Annotated in this window: 14 protein-coding genes and 1 pseudogene; 6 read left to right on the forward strand and 9 right to left on the reverse strand. The window is 53.8% G+C overall.

Translation table 11 applies throughout. The features are described 5' to 3' along the window. Positions 1-375: 375 nt before the first annotated feature. The 3 genes and pseudogenes from nifJ to ttcA all read left to right on the forward strand — a co-directional run bounded on the left by nifJ (position 376) and on the right by ttcA (position 5306). A complete protein-coding gene (gene nifJ, locus GA0061070_RS05155) occupies positions 376-3900 on the forward strand; it encodes a pyruvate:ferredoxin (flavodoxin) oxidoreductase (protein ID WP_090134228.1) in 3525 nt (1174 codons plus the stop codon). A gap of 142 nt (positions 3901-4042) precedes the next feature. Continuing rightward, positions 4043-4272, forward strand: a pseudogene (locus GA0061070_RS25455) (site-specific integrase); the annotation flags it as partial. 98 nt (positions 4273-4370) lie between these two features. Next, a complete protein-coding gene (ttcA, locus tag GA0061070_RS05165; protein WP_090134230.1) occupies positions 4371-5306 on the forward strand; it encodes a tRNA 2-thiocytidine(32) synthetase TtcA in 936 nt (311 codons plus the stop codon). Between the two features lie 36 nt (positions 5307-5342). Here the strand turns inward: ttcA and dbpA are convergent, their stop codons facing one another. The 3 genes from dbpA to zntB form a co-directional block, all read right to left on the reverse strand. Further along, positions 5343-6713, reverse strand: coding sequence for an ATP-dependent RNA helicase DbpA (gene dbpA / locus GA0061070_RS05170; protein ID WP_090134289.1), 1371 nt, complete (start codon positions 6711-6713; stop codon positions 5343-5345). Positions 6714-6742: 29 nt separating this feature from the next. Beyond that, on the reverse strand, positions 6743-6919 hold the full coding sequence (gene ynaL / locus GA0061070_RS25935; protein ID WP_482183492.1) for a proline-rich small protein YnaL: 177 nt from the start codon (positions 6917-6919) through the stop codon (positions 6743-6745). 270 nt (positions 6920-7189) lie between these two features. Beyond that, positions 7190-8173, reverse strand: a complete 984-nt coding sequence (gene zntB, locus GA0061070_RS05180; RefSeq protein ID WP_090134232.1) for a zinc transporter ZntB — start codon at positions 8171-8173, stop codon at positions 7190-7192. Positions 8174-8692: 519 nt separating this feature from the next. Between zntB and GA0061070_RS05185 the strand changes: the two genes are divergently transcribed. Then, a complete protein-coding gene (locus tag GA0061070_RS05185; protein ID WP_090134234.1) occupies positions 8693-9916 on the forward strand; it encodes a sensor domain-containing diguanylate cyclase in 1224 nt (407 codons plus the stop codon). A gap of 51 nt (positions 9917-9967) precedes the next feature. On the opposite strand, the gene GA0061070_RS05190 is transcribed toward GA0061070_RS05185, so the two are convergent. Both GA0061070_RS05190 and GA0061070_RS05195 read right to left on the reverse strand, forming a co-directional pair. Next, positions 9968-10156, reverse strand: a complete 189-nt coding sequence (locus GA0061070_RS05190) for a YdiH family protein (RefSeq protein WP_090134236.1) — start codon at positions 10154-10156, stop codon at positions 9968-9970. A 290-nt stretch (positions 10157-10446) separates the two neighbouring features. Next, positions 10447-12063, reverse strand: a complete 1617-nt coding sequence (locus GA0061070_RS05195; RefSeq protein ID WP_090134238.1) for a peptide ABC transporter substrate-binding protein — start codon at positions 12061-12063, stop codon at positions 10447-10449. 190 nt (positions 12064-12253) lie between these two features. On the opposite strand from GA0061070_RS05195, the gene mpaA reads away from it, so the two are divergent. Further along, positions 12254-12967, forward strand: coding sequence for a murein tripeptide amidase MpaA (mpaA, locus tag GA0061070_RS05200; RefSeq protein ID WP_090134240.1), 714 nt, complete (start codon positions 12254-12256; stop codon positions 12965-12967). Here mpaA and ycjG read toward each other — a convergent pair. After that, positions 12958-13923 (reverse strand): L-Ala-D/L-Glu epimerase, encoded by a 966-nt coding sequence (gene ycjG / locus GA0061070_RS05205; protein ID WP_090134242.1) that lies wholly within the window; start codon positions 13921-13923, stop codon positions 12958-12960. The genes mpaA and ycjG overlap by 10 nt on opposite strands. Positions 13924-14039: 116 nt before the next feature. Between ycjG and tpx the strand changes: the two genes are divergently transcribed. After that, on the forward strand, positions 14040-14546 hold the full coding sequence (tpx, locus tag GA0061070_RS05210) for a thiol peroxidase (RefSeq protein WP_090134244.1): 507 nt from the start codon (positions 14040-14042) through the stop codon (positions 14544-14546). Positions 14547-14582: 36 nt separating this feature from the next. On the opposite strand, the gene tyrR is transcribed toward tpx, so the two are convergent. The 3 genes from tyrR to GA0061070_RS05225 all read right to left on the reverse strand — a co-directional run bounded on the left by tyrR (position 14583) and on the right by GA0061070_RS05225 (position 18705). Further along, complete coding sequence (gene tyrR, locus GA0061070_RS05215) at positions 14583-16124, reverse strand: transcriptional regulator TyrR (RefSeq protein ID WP_090134293.1); 1542 nt, start codon at positions 16122-16124, stop codon at positions 14583-14585. Between the two features lie 143 nt (positions 16125-16267). Further along, positions 16268-17317: a YcjF family protein gene (locus tag GA0061070_RS05220; RefSeq protein WP_090134246.1), complete on the reverse strand. Its 1050-nt coding sequence runs from the start codon at positions 17315-17317 to the stop codon at positions 16268-16270. Further along, entirely contained in the window at positions 17314-18705 is a 1392-nt protein-coding gene (locus GA0061070_RS05225) for a YcjX family GTP-binding protein (RefSeq protein WP_090134295.1), read from the reverse strand. Before GA0061070_RS05225 ends, GA0061070_RS05220 begins: the two co-directional genes overlap by 4 nt. Positions 18706-18709 lie beyond the last annotated feature (4 nt).

An 18709-nucleotide genomic window follows, 5' to 3' on the forward strand; every position in this document is an offset into this window, starting at 1 on the left:
ATTTTCCTGGGATAGTGCCACGTAACGGTGAATCGGTTATCAGAAACATGGGCGATGTGTTTTTTGTTTGAAGGATCGACTGATGGCGTGCAATGCATTGAAAGATAGAGACAAAAACCGTTCGAACGCATAGCACTGATGAAGAAAGCTAAACCTGAGCCCGATCCGCCGGAACGCAATAAATTCATTAACATAATAAATACCGGCCGGGCACATCAGATCAAGTATCTCTTCTCACTGGCTGTTTATACTTGATAAAGACACGGTGAGCAGCCAGACACAATCAATTAAAAATTGCTTCCTGCAGCCCCACATGGAAAGCGTCAGTGCGCAAGCTTGTTGTAAACCTTATAATTAAGTAATGAGAGCATCCATATGATCACGATTGACGGTAATGGCGCAGTGGCCTCAGTGGCCTTTCGTACCAGTGAAGTTATCGCCATATATCCCATAACACCCAGTTCAACGATGGCTGAGCAGGCTGATGCCTGGGCTGGTAACGGCTTGAAGAATGTCTGGGGCGACACGCCCCGCGTTGTTGAAATGCAGTCTGAAGCCGGGGCTATTGCAGCCGTCCACGGTGCACTGCAAACCGGGGCACTCTCAACCTCATTTACCTCATCGCAGGGCCTGCTGCTGATGATCCCGACGCTATACAAACTGGCCGGGCAACTGACGCCCTTTGTATTGCACGTCGCAGCGCGTACCGTAGCGACCCATGCACTCTCCATTTTTGGTGATCACTCCGACGTGATGGCGGTGCGCCAGACCGGCTGCGCCATGCTCGCTGCGGGTAGTGTGCAGGAGGCACAGGATTTCGCGCTGATTTCACATATTGCCACGCTGAAAAGCCGCGTGCCGTTCATTCACTTTTTTGATGGTTTTCGTACTTCGCACGAAATCAACAAGATTACGCCGCTGGCGGACGACACTATCCGTAATCTGCTGCCACAGCAGGAGATTGACGAACATCGCGCCCGTGCGCTGAACCCGGAGCATCCGGTTATTCGCGGCACATCGGCTAACCCGGACACTTACTTCCAGTCCCGCGAGGCAACAAACCCCTGGTACAACGCGGTCTACGCTCACGTCGAACAGGCAATGAACGATTTTGCCGAAGCCACCGGGCGTAGCTACAAACCGTTCGAATACTACGGCCATCCGCAGGCCGATCGCGTAATTGTACTGATGGGGTCGGCGGTGGGTACCTGCGAAGAGGTGGTTGACGAGTTGCTGACGCGAGGCGAGAAAGTCGGCGTGCTGAAAGTTCGCCTCTATCGTCCGTTTAGCGCCGCGCATCTGCTGGCAGTTCTGCCGGAAAGCGTGCGTACTGTTGCTGTGCTCGATCGCACCAAAGAGCCGGGCGCACAGGCAGAACCGCTTTATCTTGATGTGATGACGGCACTGGCGGAAGCCTTTAATCATGGAAAACGGGAAAGCCTGCCCCGTGTGATTGGCGGGCGCTACGGTCTATCATCCAAAGAGTTTGGCCCGGAATGCGTGCTGGCGGTGTTCAATGAGCTGCGCACGGCGAACCCCAAACCGCGTTTTACCGTCGGTATCTACGACGATGTTACTAACCTTTCGCTGCCGCTGCCGGAAAACACCCTGCCGTCACATGCGATACTGGAAGCGCTATTTTACGGGCTGGGCAGCGATGGCAGCGTCTCGGCGACCAAAAACAATATCAAGATTATTGGTAACTCCACACCGTGGTACGCTCAGGGTTATTTTGTCTATGATTCGAAAAAAGCAGGCGGCCTCACGGTTTCACATTTGCGCGTCAGCGAAAGACCAATAAACTCCGCGTATCTGATTTCACAGGCGGATTTTGTCGGTTGCCATCAGTTGCAGTTTATCGATAAATACCAAATGGCCGAACGGCTGAAACCGGGTGGTATTTTTCTTCTCAATACGCCCTACAGCGCAGAGGAAGTGTGGTCGCGTCTGCCGCAGGAAGTTCAGGCGGTGCTGAATCAGAAAAAAGCTCGTTTCTTTGTGGTCAACGCGGCGAAAATCGCCCGCGAATGCAGCCTCGGCGCGCGTATTAACACCGTTATGCAGATGGCGTTCTTCCATCTGACCAATGTGTTGCCTGGCGACAGCGCGCTGGCTGAGCTTCAGGGTGCGATCGCCAAAAGCTACAGCAGCAAAGGGCAGGAACTGGTTGAGCGCAACTGGCAGGCTCTGGCGCTGGCACGAGAATCACTGTTCGAAGTACCGCTGGGGCCAGTCAACCCGCAAAGCCCGCACCGCCCGCCGGTTGTTTCCGATGCGGCGCCGGATTTTGTTAAAACCGTCACCGCCGCCATGCTGGCGGGACTTGGCGATGCGCTGCCGGTCTCCGCCCTGCCACCGGATGGCACCTGGCCGGTTGGCACCACTCGCTGGGAGAAACGCAACATTGCTGAAGAGATCCCCATCTGGAAAGAAGATCTCTGTACCCAGTGTAACCATTGTGTCGCCGCCTGCCCGCATTCGGCGATCCGCGCAAAAGTGGTTTCTCCGGCGGCGATGGAACACGCTCCCGATACGCTCCATTCACTGGACGTGAAATCCCGTGATATGCGCGGACAGAAATATGTCTTACAGGTCGCGCCGGAAGATTGCACCGGCTGTAACCTGTGTGTTGAAGTCTGCCCGGCAAAAGATCGTCAGAACCCGGACATTAAGGCCATCAATATGATGTCGCGCCTTGAACATGTGGAAGAAGAGAAAGTGAATTATGACTTCTTCCTCAGCCTGCCGGAGATCGACCGCAGCACGCTGGAACGCATTGATATCCGTACTTCGCAACTGATCACCCCGCTGTTTGAATATTCCGGCGCGTGTTCCGGTTGCGGTGAAACGCCGTACATTAAACTGCTGACCCAGTTGTATGGTGATCGGATGATGATTGCCAATGCCACCGGGTGTTCATCCATTTACGGCGGTAATCTGCCTTCAACGCCCTATACCACAGACGCCAACGGGCGCGGTCCAGCGTGGGCGAACTCGCTGTTTGAAGATAACGCCGAGTTTGGTCTGGGCTTCCGTCTCAGTGTCGATCAGCACCGCCAGCGCGTGATGCGTCTGCTGAATCAATTTGCCGACCATATTCCGACAGAACTGTTTGCTGCACTTCATCAGGAGGCCACGCCGGACGTTCGCCGCGAACAAGTTGTCGGATTGCGCAACGCGCTGGCCAATGTTGAGGGTGCGCGGCAACTTCTGACCGATGCCGATGCGCTGGTTGAGAAATCGATCTGGCTGATTGGCGGCGATGGCTGGGCCTATGACATTGGTTTCGGAGGGTTGGATCATGTGATGAGTCTGAGCGAAAACGTCAATATTCTGGTGCTTGATACCCAGTGCTACTCCAACACCGGCGGCCAGGCATCAAAAGCCACGCCGCTGGGTGCAGTGACCAAATTTGGCGAACATGGTAAACGTAAAACACGCAAAGATCTGGGCGTCAGCATGATGATGTACGGACATGTTTATGTGGCGCAGATTTCCCTTGGTGCACAGTTGAACCAGACCGTGAAAGCCATTCAGGAAGCGGAAGCCTATCCGGGCCCATCGCTGATCATCGCTTACAGTCCGTGCGAAGAACATGGCTACGACCTGGCGCTGAGCCACGATCAAATGCGTCAGTTGACCGCCACTGGCTTCTGGCCGCTCTATCGTTACGACCCCCGCCGCGAAGAGGAAGGTAAAATCCCGCTGGCGCTGGATTCTCGTCCGCCGTCTGACGCGCTGGCGGAAACCCTGCTCAATGAACAGCGCTTCCGTCGTCTGAATGTGCAGCAGCCAGAAGTGGCAGAACAACTGTGGAAAGATGCTGCCGCCGACCTGCAAAAGCGCTATGACTTCCTCGCGCAACTGGCCGGAAAAACAGAGAAAAGCCCGACAGAATAAACGAACTGCCTAAAAGCTACCGGTTAGCGCCGGTGGCTTTTTAAACGCCCGGATTTCGCATGGCACCCTTCGCAGGCTGCGTTAATAATCGGTTTTCCCTGGCGACAAGGAGCGAACAATATGCGACATCATCCCGTAACTTCATCGCGAATTTCGTCCATTGGTTCAGCGGCAAAAGCTGCATTTCCCGCATCATTCTTTATCCTGTACAAGGGCGAGATGAAATGCGCTCGTAAAACACGCTGGCATTCGTCGCCGGAATCCGTACCATACGCGCATACTTTTGCCTGCTGGCTTTTGAGTGCTGGCGCTAATCTGTATTTTATTGCCAGCCGGATGGGGCATAAAAACGCGCAAATTGCTTATGGTGTATAGACAGGGGTAATGGCTGTCACAGGGAATGATCGGCTTTCCCTTGTGGATTTGGTTTGCCCACGTCGTGCTCCCGATGCTTCCAGAGAAAAGAAATAATGACCGAGAAACAAGAGATTACAAAGAAAGAGCAGTACAACCTCAACAAGCTACAAAAACGTCTGCGTCGTAACGTTGGCGAAGCCATTGCCGACTTCAATATGATTGAAGAAGGCGACCGCATTATGGTCTGTCTTTCCGGCGGCAAAGACAGCTACACGATGCTGGAAATTCTGCGCAACCTGCAACAGAGCGCACCGGTCAATTTTTCGCTGGTGGCGGTCAACCTCGACCAGAAACAACCGGGCTTCCCGGAACATATTCTTCCGCAGTACCTGGATTCGCTTGGCGTTGAGTACAAAATCGTGGAAGAGAACACTTACGGCATCGTGAAAGAGAAGATCCCGGAAGGCAAAACCACCTGCTCTCTCTGTTCCCGCCTGCGTCGCGGGATCCTCTATCGTACAGCGAGCGAACTGGGCGCGACCAAGATTGCGCTTGGCCACCATCGTGATGACATTCTGCAAACGCTGTTTTTGAATATGTTCTACGGCGGAAAAATGAAAGGCATGCCGCCGAAGCTGATGAGCGATGACGGCAAACATATAGTGATCCGCCCGCTGGCTTACTGCCGTGAAAAAGATATTGAGCGTTTTTCACAAGCGAAAGGTTTCCCGATCATTCCGTGCAACCTGTGCGGTTCGCAACCGAACCTGCAACGCCAGGTGATTGCCGATATGCTACGTGACTGGGACAAACGTTATCCGGGTCGCATCGAAACCATGTTCAGTGCCATGCAAAACGTGGTACCGTCACATCTTAGTGACGTCAATCTCTTTGATTTTAAAGCCATTACGCACGGTTCGGAAGTGATCAACGGCGGCGATCTGGCGTTCGACCGTGAAGAGATCCCGTTGCAACCGGCTGGCTGGCAGCCGGAAGAAGATGACGCGCAGCTCGATGAACTGCGTCTTAATGTCATTGAAGTGAAATAAATCACAGCCTCTCTGCTGCGTGCAGAGAGGCTGGTTTTACAACAGCCTTACGCGGCAGCTTTTACCTTTAATCTTCCCGTTCTGTAACTGCTTCCACGCCTGACGTGCCACGCTCTGACGAACAGCGACATAAACATGCGCCGGATGTACGGTGATTTTACCGATGTCTGCGCCATCCAGCCCCATATTTCCGGTTAGCGCGCCCAGCACATCCCCAGGACGGATTTTGGCTTTTTTACCACCATCGATGCACAGCGTGGCCATTTCCGCTTCCAGCGGCACCACTTTGACGTTAGCCGGTGCGTTGCACCAGTTCAGCTTCAGTTGCAGCATTTCCGCGAGAATATTGGCGCGCTGCGCCTCTTCCGGCGCACAGAAACTGATTGCCAGACCGCTATTACCCGCGCGCGCAGTGCGTCCGATACGGTGTACGTGTACTTCCGGATCCCATGCCAGCTCGTAGTTCACCACCAGCTCCAGCGATTTAATGTCGAGACCGCGAGCAGCGACATCGGTCGCCACCAGCACTCGCGCACTGCCGTTGGCAAAACGTACCAGCGTTTGATCGCGGTCGCGCTGTTCCAGATCGCCATGCAGTGCCAGTGCGTCCTGCCCTGCGGCGTTTAGCGCATCGCACACTTCCTGACAATCTTTTTTGGTATTACAGAACACTACGCAAGAAGCAGGACGGTGCTCGCTTAAGAGCTTTTGCAATAGTGCGGCTTTGCCTTGACGGGATACCTCAAAGAACTGCTGTTCAACGGCGGGCAACGCATCGACGCTATCGATTTCAATGGTTTCCGGATCGCGCTGAACGCGGCCGCTTATGGCGGCAATCGCTTCCGGCCAGGTTGCTGAAAACAGCAAGGTCTGCCGTGAGGCTGGAGCAAAACGGGTAACATCATCAATCGCCTCGCTGAATCCCATGTCGAGCATACGATCGGCTTCGTCCATGACCAGCGTTTGCAGACTATCTAGGGTGACGGTGTTTTTTTGCAGGTGATCGAGCAAACGCCCCGGCGTGGCAACAATAATGTGTGGCGCATGTTGTAATGAATCGCGCTGCGTGCCAAAAGGCTGGCCACCGCAGAGCGTCAGTACTTTGATATTGGGCATATAGCGCGCCAGACGACGTAACTCGCTGGCGACCTGATCGGCCAGCTCACGCGTCGGACATAAAATAAGGGACTGCGTCTGAAAACGGCTGGCATCAATATGTTGCAATAAGCCCAACCCAAACGCCGCTGTTTTACCACTACCTGTTTTTGCCTGCACGCGGACATCTTTTCCGGCGAGAATGGCAGGCAGTGCAGCGGCCTGGACGGGAGTCATGGAGAGATAGCCCAGATCGTTAAGATTCTCGAGCTGGGCGGCGGGCAAAGCATTTAAGGTTGAAAAAGCGGTCACAATAAAGTCTCGCAATAAAAGGGCTGAGATCAGCAGGCGCGTATCCTCTCAGATCTGCCCTGTTTACGCGACATCTTAATGGGTTCTTCATCCGGCGGCGGGTCCGGCATCGGTTGCGGATGTGGGATAGGATCGGGAATCGGAATCGGAATCGGATCGGTCGGAACCGGATCGCTTAGATGTGAGGAATTACGTGTATCCATCATCGCCTCCTTTACGTGAGATACCTTGTTAAGGGTAGACGCAGGTAAAAAAGAGGCAAAAAAAAGCCGACTCATTAAGTCGGCGTCGTACGAATCAATTGTGCTATGCAGTAATTCAAAAAAGGAAGTAAGACAATATGGAGCGCAACGCCCATCGCTTGACGTTGCATTCACCTGCGAGAGAAATATTGCCCTGAATAGGTATTATGTTTATTGACCTCGCTCAAATTATTTGGCGTTTTTATGTTCAAAGAATGTTAAAAAAGTTAAATTTTACAGCCAGTTACTACGATGCAACCACCATGCAACACTGCCAATGAGTACCACCAACATCACGCAGAAGATCCAAAAACCGAATTGCCAGCCACCTCCTGGAATGCCGCCCAGATTGACGCCAAACAAGCCGGTAAGAAAGGTACTGGGCAGAAAGACCATTGCCATCAACGACATGGTATAAGTGCGTCGTGCCAGCGACTCCTGCATCACCTGGGTAATCTCATCCGTCATCACTGCCGTACGCGCAATACAGGCATCGATCTCATCCAGGCCGCGCCCAAGGCGATCGGCGATATCCTGCATCCGACGGCGCTGATCGTCGCTCATCCACGCCAGACGCTCACTGGCAAGCCGGGAAAAGACATCCCGCTGCGGTGCCATATAACGGCGCATAACGATTAACTGTTTGCGCAGCAACGCCAGAATTCCCCGCTGCGGGATTTGCTGCTCAAGCAGGTTATCTTCCAGATCGATAATCCGGTCGTGCAATGATTCAATAAATTCGCTGGCGTGATCGGTCAATGCATCGCAAACATCCACCAGCCAGGATCCGCTATCCGTCGGACCGGATCCCTCTTCCAGATCCCTGAACACATCATCCAGCGCCATGACTTTACGCAGACGCGTGGAGACAATCATCTGTGAATCCATATATAACCGCATGGCCACTAGCTGGTCAGGGCGTTCATCGGTACTACCGTTAATACAGCGCAGCGTAATTAGTGTTCCCTCACCCAGCCGGTTGACACGCGGACGCGTACTTTCGCCGGAAAGCGCATCACGGACGCTGTTCGGCAGCAATGGTGTTGAGGCCAGCCACTGCGCACTCTCCCGATTGGTGTAATTCAGATGCACCCAGCACGGTGTTTGCTCAGTAATAATGTCATCGTCTTCGAGCGGCTTAACGCCGCCTTTTCCATCCAGCCGCAAGGCAAAAACTGCATCCGGGACATTCACCCCGGAGCCTTTTAATACTTCCACAGCGCCTCCAAAATCAGCAAGGTATTGCTGTCAGTCTAGCTGGATGAAAATCTTAAGCAACCATCACGCTGAATTTGTTAACAAATTCACGCAAACTGCACATTAATAACCCGTTTCCCCGGCCCTTGTTATTCAGTGCGGATATCTTCAGAAGGAGTGTCAGTCATTTTCCTGATTACGCCAAACCGCCACTTTCGCGCAGTTACCGACGTGTGTTGCCGACATGCCGCCGGGAAACTGCACATTGAGCAGAACAGAATGTGTTGCTCATCAATATGGACTCTGCCTGATGGGCTGTGCTTATTTTACAGGGCCTTCTGTTTGCCCATCCGTAACCAGTCGAGAAGATTTCAGCACTGGTTAAACATAATCCTTTCGTTGTCACTGGAATGTTCAGAGCCGTCACAAAAAAAACCTGCATAAGACTCTACATTTCAAGTGGGTTGCAATAAAGTTAGTAAATTGCCGCAACGTTTAGTGAGCGGTGACATTGCAATCTGCGCGATAAATGGAGTAGCCATGCTTAAATATAACCTGGATGCGCTGAATCTCCTCGCCACGCCAGTTTGGGTGGTCTCTCCTGACACGGAAACGTTGCTATTTTCTAACACACAGGCGCAGAAGCTGGCTGCGGGTCGTTCATTGAATGCAATGCGCAGTGGCCGCTTTTCTGCCGTTGCACAAAAAAGTCTCTCAATGTATTTACCCTGCCTGCAAAATCAGGAAGATGTGGTCGAAATCTGGAGTATTTGCCCTTTCGGTGAAGAGAGTACGATCAGTTGCCGTGCCGTTCTGTGCAAGCTTGAAACTGTCGGCGAAGTGCTCATTTTCGAAGGCATTTCCGGTAGCACTACTGCCGCCGCGCTCAAGGCCAGCCGTTCATCCATTTACCGGTCGCGCAAGCAAGGCTTCTACGCCCGTTTTTTCTATACGACATCAGCCCCAATGCTGCTTATCGATCCCGCCCGCGATGGCCTGATCGTGGATGCCAATCTCGCCGCTCTGCGCTTTTATGGTTACGATCATAAAAAAATGTGCCAGAAACACACATGGGAAATTAACACCATGGGGCGCAATGTCTTGCCGGTAATGTCAGAAATCGCCAATCTGCCCGGTGGGCATAAGCCGCTCAATTTTATTCATCGGTTGGCTGATGGCTCAACGCGACATGTACAAACCTACTCTGGGCCAGTTGAGATATACGGCAAACGGCTTATGTTATGCATTGTTCATGATATTAACGAACAGAAGCGGCTTGAGCAGGAGCTGGAATACGCTGCGCACCGCGATACCCTCACCGGGCTTTTGAACCGCCGTCAGTTTTATCATCTGGCAGAATATGTTCTGCCAACCGTGATCGATTTTTGCGTCATGCTGGTCGATGCGGATCACTTCAAACATATTAACGATCATTTCGGTCATCAGTGCGGGGATGAAGTGCTGGTCGAACTTGCACATACGCTGGAAGCCAACAGCCACAGTGGTGATTATGTCTTTCGCTGGGGCGGCGAAGAGTTTTTACTGTTGTTGCCGGATACCCGCCTGGATGCCGCCCTGGACGAGGCGGAAGCCATCCGCATGGCAATAGCGAATATCGCCATGCCCGGTCTGCCTGGCGTTACTGTGAGTATCGGCGTTGCGCACCATTTGCCAAATGAAAGCCTCGATACCCTGTTCCGTCGCGTTGATGAAGCGCTTTATCGCGCAAAAAATAACGGCCGTAACCGGGTGCAGGCTGCCTGAACGGAGGCAAAAAAAGCGCCCTCTTTCGGGCGCTGTGTCGTGATTACGGCATTAATGAATGCCCAACCGCCAGGCAAAATAGATCTCTTCTTTCAATTCTGTATGCGATAGCGTCAGCAGATCCGCAAACTCCAGCCGGAGTCGTTTGAGTTTTTTGAGGTACTCGGCTGGTGTCATCGCGCTACGATCGCGACGCAGATATTCGATAGCCAGTTGGGTCGGGTCTAATTCAGTCTCCATAATGTCCTCTGAGGTAGTAAACACCCGACTATTATATCACCCAATACTGCCTGTTTTTTGACCATAATCGTAAAAGAGCCGGGTTTACCCGTGAAAAATGCCACTCTGGACGGCCATACAAAAAAGAGCCACACCGAGAACGGTCATTCACATTTTCGTGATGTTCCACATTTCCTTCATAGTGCCTTCACATTCCTTAAGTAAAATTTTTAACATTCCTGCTAAGACAGGGATTATTCCGTAATCAATGAGTTTCCCCTTACTTCCCGTGACGTAAGGGGATTTTTTTATCAATGCTTAATAATGTATAACGTGCGGCTGTATGCCACATCTTCCGGGTTGTTAATCGGGTACCCCTTCAGCCACGGCTTAATCAAGCGCCCATTGGTGTACTGATAAATCGGCGCAATCGGCGCTTTTTCGGCAATGAGATGCTCCGCCGCGTTGTAATCCCTATTCCGCACCTTAGCGCTGGCTTCCTGCGCCGCCTGTGTAATAACTTTGTCATAGCTTTCATCATTGAAGCGCGAAATATTGCTGCTGCTTCCCGATGTCAGTATCGACAGAAACGTGGATGGTTCGTTGTAATCCCCGACCCATGAGGCGCGGATCACATCAAAATTGCCGCTGTTACGGCTGTCGACATAGGTTTTCCACTCCTGGTTTTGCAACGTCACATCAGCGCCCAGGCTCTGTCGCCACATTGAGGCCACCGCGATAGCAATCTTCTGATGATTTTCCGAACTGTTATACAGCAACCGAAGTTTAAGTGGCCGCTGCGGGCCGTAGCCTGCCGCCTGCAACAGCATTTTCGCCTGCGCGTCCAGCTCTGCCTGACTCATCGATTCAAATGGTGAACGTTCCGGGGTGAAACCTGCGGTCACATCCGGCGTTAACCGCCATGCGGGTTTCTCGCCGGTACCCAGCACTTTTTGCGCTATCACCCGACGGTCAATGGTCATACTCAGCGCCAGGCGTACGCGGGGATCGGACGTTGGGCCTTTTTGCGTATTAAATGCGTAGTAATAAGTGCCCAATTGCGGCGGCGTGTAGACCTGCCCCGGGATATCTTTCAACAATTTCTGATAAAGGTTTTTCGGGAAAGATTCGGTAATGTCGACACCATTCGCCAGATAACGTTTGGTGGCAGCAGACTCCTGGTTGATGGGTATAAACGTCACCTTATCGATCACGGTTTTGCCGTCATCCCAGTAATGCTTGTTGCGGTTGAGCACCAACTTTTCGTTCACCACACGATCGCTCAGCACAAACGCGCCGTTACCGACCAGCTGACCCGGACGTGTCCACTGTGCGCCGCTCTCAACGTTCGCTTTTTGTACTGGATAGAACGCGAAACTGGCCGCAAGACTCGGGAACCACGGTACGGGGCGGGAAAGTTGCACCCGCAATGTGTGCGCATCCACCGCGCTGACGCCAAGCTTATCCGGTGTCGCTTTACCTCCGGTAATATCCTGCGCATTGGCCACACCCGCCAGCGCCGCAAAGCTGGCAAAAGGCGAGGTCGTTTTCGGATCCACCAGACGCTGCCAGCTATAAACGAAATCCTCTGCGGTTACCGGAGATCCATCAGACCAGCGGGCATTGTCGCGCAGGGTAAAAATCCAAATGCGGTTATCATTGCTCTGCCATTTGCTGGCGACGCCGGGAATAATGTTGCCCTTCTCGTCCTGATTCACCAGTCCTTCGAACAGGTCGCGCAGTACCTGAATTTCCGGTAGTCCAACGGCTTTCGCTGGATCCAGCGAAGCAGGTTCGTCTTTCAGATGACGCACAACTTCCTGCGTTTCCGCCAGTTGCGTGCCTGGAGGAACGTCAGCAGCAAACGATGCAGAAGAAAAACCGCACAGCCAGAGCGCGCAGCACAGCGTGGAGACTTGATGCGTCATAGGATCCCCTTTTGATATGTCATTTCCCGGCAATAGAAATGTAATTATTTGTTTTAACATAGCGGAATGCAAACGTGGTCAGTCAAAAAATTGATGATGGACAGTAATTTAACCCCCGTGGCAAGATTAGCCTCGCACCGATTTTTTGCTCAACACTTGCTGTAAGCAAACACCAGAACAGAGGAAGCTTATGACTTTCACCCGTCCACGTCCGCAGCGGGGTCGTTTTGCCCCCGGAAGTGAAGAGTATGGCCGCTCACTGCTTGGCGCACCGCTGATCTGGTTCCCGGCACCAGTCGCCACGCGCGAAAGCGGTTTGATCATCGCCGGGACGCACGGCGACGAAAATTCCTCGATCGTCACGCTTTCCTGCGCCTTGCGCACGCTGAAGGCCGATCTGCGCCATCATCATGTGATCCTGGCGGTCAATCCGGACGGTTGCCAGCTTGGACTACGCGCGAACGCCAATGGCGTCGATCTCAACCGGAATTTTCCCGCTGCCAACTGGAAAGCAGGTGAAACGGTTTACCGCTGGAACAGCGCCGCCGATGAACGGGATGTGGTGCTACTGACCGGTGATGCGCCCGGTTCAGAACCGGAAACGCAGGCATTGTGCCAGTTGATTCATCGCATTCACCCGGCATGGGTCGTGACGTTCCATGATCCGCTGGCATGTGTGGAAGATCCGCAGGAAAGTGTGCTTGGCCACTGGTTGTCCAGCGCGTTATCTCTGCCGCTGGTCACCAGTGTCGGTTACGACACGCCCGGCTCTTTTGGAAGCTGGTGCGCGGATATCGGTCTGCACTGCATCACCGTTGAGTTTCCGCCGATCTCCACCGACGAAGCGAGCGAAAAGTACCTCGCGGCGGTGACAGAATTACTACACTGGGATCCTCAAAGATGAAGTGTGCCGGTAGTAAAGTGCAGCGCCGGTTCGACGTCCACCGCCAGCCACGTCGGGCCATCCAAATCGGCGTAGCGCACACGGTTTGCCAACGGTAATGCCGCGCTGATGGCGCGGGACGTGCAGATCATGCAGCCCAACATCAGCGCAAAACCCTGCTTTGCGGCCTCGTCGGCCAGGGCCAGCGCTTCCGTCAGACCGCCGGTTTTATCCAGCTTAATGTTGACCATCTCATAACGCCCATGCAATGACGCCAGACTTTCCCGCGTATGGCAACTCTCATCAGCGCAAATAGGCAACGGGTGGATAAAGTTGGCCAGCATCTCATCGTCCCCGGCCGGAAGCGGTTGTTCCAGCATCGCCACGCCTAAATCCGCCAGTAGCTGGCAGCGCGCCGCAAGACCTTCGGCATGCCAGGACTCGTTAGCATCAACAATCAGTGTCGCAGCGGGCGCTGCGGAGCGGATCGCCACCAGCCGCTCACTGATCAAGTGATCGTCAAGCTTCACTTTCAGCAACTGAGCGCCCTTCTCGCTGAGCGCCGCCGCGCTGGCCGCCATCTGCTCCGGTGTGCCGATCACCACAGTCTGCGCCGTGGTGATGCTTTGCGGCAATGTAACGCCTGCATAATGTGTCAGGGTCTGGTTCGCTTTGCGCGCTGCCAGATCCCAGAGCGCAGAATCCACAGCGTTTCGCGCAGCACCGGGCGGCAAGAGGGTTTGCAGTTCCTCGCGGCTGAGTCTGTTTTCCAGTTGCGGCACAATAGTCAGTATCTGCGCCATGACTGACGCTTCGCTCTCACCGTAACGCGGATACGGTGTACATTCACCCGAGGCTTTAATGCCATCTTCTTCCAGTTCAACCACCACCACGCGAGCTTCGCTACGGGCGCTGCGCGAGATCACGAACGGAGTGTGCAGCGGCCAGGTTTCCTCGTAAACTTTAACGTTGCGCATTCCTCTCTCCTCTGCCGCAATGTAAACCAGTATAGATATGAAAATTGGTTTGCCGTGATCTCAGCGGATGGCATACACTAGCCACGACGTTAATTATATGTAAACAGGAAAATATTATGTCACAACTCGTTCATTTTCAGGGCAATCCGGTTGCCGTTGCAGGCGCAATCCCGCAGGTTGGCGCACAAGCCAAACCGTTTACGCTTGTGGCTAAAGACCTGTCTGACGTCTCTCTCTCTCAGTTCTCGGGCAAACGCAAAGTCCTGAACATTTTCCCGAGCATTGATACCGGTGTGTGTGCAGCTTCTGTGCGCAAATTCAATCAGTTAGCAACTGAAATTAACAACACCGTGGTGTTATGCATTTCTGCCGATCTGCCGTTTGCGCAATCCCGCTTCTGTGGCGCAGAAGGCCTGAGCAATGTGGTTACGCTATCAACGCTGCGTAACGCTGATTTCCTGGAAAGCTACGGCGTGGGTATTTCTGAAGGCGCACTGAAAGGTCTGGCAGCACGCGCTGTTGTGGTGCTTGATGAAAACGATAAGGTTATCTTCAGCCAGTTGGTCAATGAAATTACCACTGAGCCGGATTACACCGCGGCACTTGACGTACTGAAAGCTTGATATTTCAGCCCGGCAGCGCACGCTGCCGGGTTTTCTTTACTCTTCACTTTTCTTCTGGCTTAAACCATATTCCCGCAACTTATTGGCAATCGCCGTGTGCGATACACCAAGCCTGCGCGCCAGTTTACGCGTACTGGGGTAGTTGCGATAAAGTTGCGTCAGTACCGAACGTTCAAAACGGCTGGTGATCTCATCCAGCGAACCTTCCATTGCATCCTCATCTACCACCACCGCTGCCGCATCGTAATCCGGCAACATAATATCCTGCGCGCGCAGTTCATAACCTTCCAGTTGCGTTAATGCCCGATAAATGGCGTTTTTCAACTGACGGACGTTGCCCGGCCAGCTATAGCGGTTTAGCAACGGCGGTAAATCCTGCGATAATTTCGGCCGCGGTACGCCCTGCTCATCGGCGAAACGGGCGACAAACAGTTCCGTCAGCGGCATGATGTCCTGCGGACGTTCGCGCAGCGGCGGCAAATTTAGTGTCAGGACATTCAGACGATAATAGAGATCCTCGCGAAATAACCCCTTTTGTACCAGCTCCACCAGATTACGTTGCGTGGCGCAAATCACTCTGACATCAACATGCACTTCATGATCTTCACCAACGCGGCGGAAGGTACCATCGTTGAGGAAACGCAGCAGTTTGACCTGCATACGCGGAGACATTTCGCCAATTTCATCCAGCAGCACCGAGCCGCCGTTAGCCTGTTCAAAAAAGCCTTTTTTCCCTTCCGGCGCATGACCGAAAAGTTCGCTCTCGACCGATTCTTCCGGGATCGATGCACAGTTCAGCGCCAGATATGGCTTCATCGCTCGCGGGCTGGCAAGGTGACAGGCATGCGCCAGCAAATCTTTCCCTGTGCCGGTATCGCCGGTAATCAACAGCGGTGCCGTCAGCGTCGCCAGTTTGCGTGCCTGCTCGACAACATGCTTCATCTTCTGGCTGGCAGCAACAATCTGGCTGAAGGCGCTGATATCCTGTGGACTGATATTCTGTAACTGCCGCCCCATGCGCACGGTGGAACGCAGCATAACAACAGCACCGGTCAGCATTGGTTCGCCGGTTTCCCCTTCCAGATGAACCGGGGTAATTTCCATCAGGAAGTTTTGTCCGCCGATCACCACATGTTCGCTATGGGAGTTATGCGGGTTCCCCTCCAGCCAGCGCTGAAAGTTAAAACCGGGGATCAGTTGCGCAGCATTGTGGTTGCGTAATTTGTCGATATCCTGCGTGAAAAGCTGGCAACTGGCCGGGTTCGCCAGCTCAATTTTACTTTTCATGTCCAGCGACAGTACCGGCTCCGGCAGTGCTTCCAGCAGTGCGCTAAGGGCGCGGTGCTCACGTTCAGAAGGCATCCACAATACGGTACGAACGTCAGTAACGCCGGGAATACGGCGAATTTCTGCCATCAGGCTACTGAATGTATCGAACTGAAGCGCGGCGAAATTGAGGTAAATGCGCCCGACCGGGTCAATTTCAATACCGCGCAAATCAATACCGCGCAGCACCAGTAAATCGAGCAATTCACGTGCCAGACCAAGACGATCCTCGCAAAAGACTTCAAGACGCATGGGAATAACCACCCTTTTCATTCACGTAATAAAAGGATGATAAGACACTTCCTTGCTGGCAGGAAGATGTCTGTCAAGAAATATTGACAGCCTGCCGGAAATAGCGGCATTACGCTGTAAAGATAAGCGCGCAACGCTGTTTTTTATTCCGCAGGCCGCTTTTGCAAGGTCTCTTTGAGTTGGCTAATCAACTGGCGACGAAAATCGCCGAGCCGGGGTTTATCGTCATCCAGCCACGGCAAAGGGCGGCACAATTCCATTGCCTTAATTCCCAGACGCGCCGTCAGCAGCCCGGCGCCAATTCCCTGTGCGGCGCGTGCAGAAAGCCGCGCCGCAAGATCCTGTGATACCCAGTCCATCCCCACTTCGCGTACCAGTTCGCTGGCACCGGCAAAGGCAATATTCAGCAGTACCAGGCGGAACAACCGTAAGCGACTGTAATAACCCAGTTCGATACCATAAAGCGTGGCGATGCGATTGATCAGCCGTAGATTGCGCCAGGCAATAAACGCCATATCCACCAGCGCCAGCGGGCTGACCGCGATCATCAATGTGGATTCGGCCGCCGAGCGGCTGATTTCACGCCGGGCCTGCGCATCCAGCACCGGTTGTACCAGGTGAGCGTAGAGGCTGACAATTTCACGATCGCTTTGCGTTTCGTGAATGGCGGCATACCAACGCTGCATTGCCGGATGTGCATGATCAATGCCAGCCTGTTGTGCCAGTTTTTCGCAAAACGCGCGGCCTTTCCCTGTGGCATGACTGTGCAGCAAATCACGGGCCTCATCGCGCTCCTGTGCTCGCTGCCGCAAATGCCAGAGCCGCCGCCATTCACTGGCGACCGAACCAACACCAGCGCCGATGATCAGCGCGCCAGCCGCACAGCCGCCGAGCGCGACCCAGTCCTGGGTCTGCCAGGCGTTCATCGTCCATTGCACACCCTGACCGATAATGCTCACGCCAAACAACGCCAGCCCGGCGCTGACCATTTTGCGCCACAGGCTGCGCTTCGGGCGCAGCACGGATTCCACTACAGCTTCCGCCTGCCCCTCAGCAGGCAAATCGTCAGCGATGAGTGGCGAGAATTTCTCCGCCTGATGCGCGTCAAAAGTTTGCGCGCCTTTAAACTGCACGTCGGTTTCTGCTTCCAGCGGCCCGGCGAAATCGATTCTTGGCTTTAGCGGCTCGCTCATCGCAATTTATCTCCAATTAAAAACTCCAGCGCGGCGTCGAGGCGAATATGCGGTAGCGGCGTATCCACATCCATCGCCTGCGGACGAAAAGCTTCGAAACTGAAACCCTGTTTATCCCAGAACGCCTGCCCCGGCAGTCGCGCGGGCACTTCGCCCGGATAAAAGGTTAATGGCGTACCGTCACTCAGACGATGCCCGCGCAAGGCCGGGATTTTCTCGCCATTAACCTCAATGATGCCGCTCTGCGTGGCCTGTACCGATGCCAGCCCCATGCAATCCATGCTGATACCTTCAAAGGCCGCATTCTGCCAGGCATCCTGAATTAGCTGTTGCAGCAACGACACCATATTGGCGTGCTGATCGAGTGTCACATGGTCGGATTTGGTGGCAGCAAACAGCAATTTATCGATCACTGGCGAAAACAGACGGCGGAACAGCGTGCGCTGGCCATAATGGAAACTTTGCATCAGTTGGGTCAGTGCCAGCCGCATATCATTGAACGCTTGCGGGCCGTTGTTCAGCGGTTGCAGACAATCCACCAGCACAATCTGGCGATCGAACTTCAAAAAGTGATGTTTGTAGAAGCCCTTCACCACATGCTCACAGTAATAGTTGTAGCGCTCGCGCAGCATCCCGGCATTGGTGTGTTTATCGGCCTGCGCCAGTTTCGTCTCGCCATCGACATCCGGCCATGGGAAGAATTGCAACGCGGGTGCGCCCGCCATATCGCCCGGTAGAACAAAGCGCCCTGGCTGAATAAAATGCAGACCTTCACGTTTGCACTGATGCAGATAGTCCGTCCATGCCGCAGCAATCTCCGCCAGACGGTTCTCATCGGCTGGCGCAAGTGGATCAAGATCGGCGCACAACGCGCGCCATTTTTGCGACCACGCCTCGCGTTGCCCCTGTAACAGCCCTGTCATCTGCCGCGACCAGCTCAGGTAGTCCTGCGCCAGCATCGGTAAATCCAGCAGCCATTCGCCGGGATAATCGACAATTTCCAGATAGAGCGTGGAGGTCTCTTTGAAATGGCGCAGAAGCGAATCATTCGAGCGGAAACGCAGTGCCAGACGAATCTCGCTGACCCCGCGCGTTGGCGTCGGCCAGGCAGGCGGCATTCCATAAAGCTGGGCCAGCCCTTCATCGTAGGTGAAACGGGGAATGCCAAAGTCGCGCTGGGGGACGCGTTTCACGCCCAGCAACCGTTCTTCGCGCACAGCGCTCAACAGCGGCAATCGCGCACCAGCATGCAGGGTAAGAAGTTGATTGACCAGCGCCGTGATAAACGCGGTTTTACCACTGCGGCTCAGGCCGGTAACCGCGAGGCGCAAATGCCTGTCCATGCCGCGGTTCACCAGCGCATTCAGTTCGTTCTTAAATCGGTCCATCGCC

The sequence above is a fragment of the Kosakonia oryziphila genome, from assembly GCF_900094795.1.
Classification (GTDB): Bacteria; Pseudomonadota; Gammaproteobacteria; order Enterobacterales; family Enterobacteriaceae; genus Kosakonia; species Kosakonia oryziphila.

Coding starts and splice junctions, on each gene's coding strand:
- GA0061070_RS05185 (WP_090134234.1), top strand. CDS start 8,693: ATGCTTAAATATAACCTGGATGCGCTGAATCTCCTCGCCACGCCAGTT.
- tyrR (WP_090134293.1), bottom strand. CDS start 16,124: ATGCGTCTTGAAGTCTTTTGCGAGGATCGTCTTGGTCTGGCACGTGAA.
- GA0061070_RS05225 (WP_090134295.1), bottom strand. CDS start 18,705: ATGGACCGATTTAAGAACGAACTGAATGCGCTGGTGAACCGCGGCATG.
- mpaA (WP_090134240.1), top strand. CDS start 12,254: ATGACTTTCACCCGTCCACGTCCGCAGCGGGGTCGTTTTGCCCCCGGA.
- ttcA (WP_090134230.1), top strand. CDS start 4,371: ATGACCGAGAAACAAGAGATTACAAAGAAAGAGCAGTACAACCTCAAC.
- GA0061070_RS05195 (WP_090134238.1), bottom strand. CDS start 12,063: ATGACGCATCAAGTCTCCACGCTGTGCTGCGCGCTCTGGCTGTGCGGT.
- tpx (WP_090134244.1), top strand. CDS start 14,040: ATGTCACAACTCGTTCATTTTCAGGGCAATCCGGTTGCCGTTGCAGGC.
- nifJ (WP_090134228.1), top strand. CDS start 376: ATGATCACGATTGACGGTAATGGCGCAGTGGCCTCAGTGGCCTTTCGT.
- GA0061070_RS05220 (WP_090134246.1), bottom strand. CDS start 17,317: ATGAGCGAGCCGCTAAAGCCAAGAATCGATTTCGCCGGGCCGCTGGAA.
- ynaL (WP_482183492.1), bottom strand. CDS start 6,919: ATGATGGATACACGTAATTCCTCACATCTAAGCGATCCGGTTCCGACC.
- GA0061070_RS05190 (WP_090134236.1), bottom strand. CDS start 10,156: ATGGAGACTGAATTAGACCCGACCCAACTGGCTATCGAATATCTGCGT.
- ycjG (WP_090134242.1), bottom strand. CDS start 13,923: ATGCGCAACGTTAAAGTTTACGAGGAAACCTGGCCGCTGCACACTCCG.